Annotated in this window: 1 pseudogene; it reads left to right on the top strand. The window is 51.4% G+C overall.

Going from position 1 to position 251, the window contains the following annotated elements:
• Window positions 1-251, top strand: a pseudogene (locus Q4563_RS21320) (mobilization protein); the annotation flags it as partial.

The following is a 251-nucleotide window of genomic DNA, read 5'->3' as shown; positions in this document are numbered from 1 at the left end:
GTCTGGATGCCGACCAGTCACACGCCACGACAACTCGTTATTACAAGGAATTTACTCAGGCTCTGACGCTGGATCAGTTTGAAAGTACCGATGCCATCATGGAGTGTGCGCTGGAAGCCGATCAACAGGTCGTGGTGGATTTGCCCGCCCAGAGCCAGCGTTTTCTGGATCGCTGGATTGACGATAACGGCGTGCTGGATATGTGTGAAGAGATGAATATTCCAATCGTCTTCTGGAATGTGGTGGACGAT

It is taken from the genome of Gilvimarinus sp. 1_MG-2023 (assembly GCF_030548285.1).
Note: the sequence above shows the minus strand (reverse complement) of the source record. Positions and strands in the feature narration are given on the sequence as shown.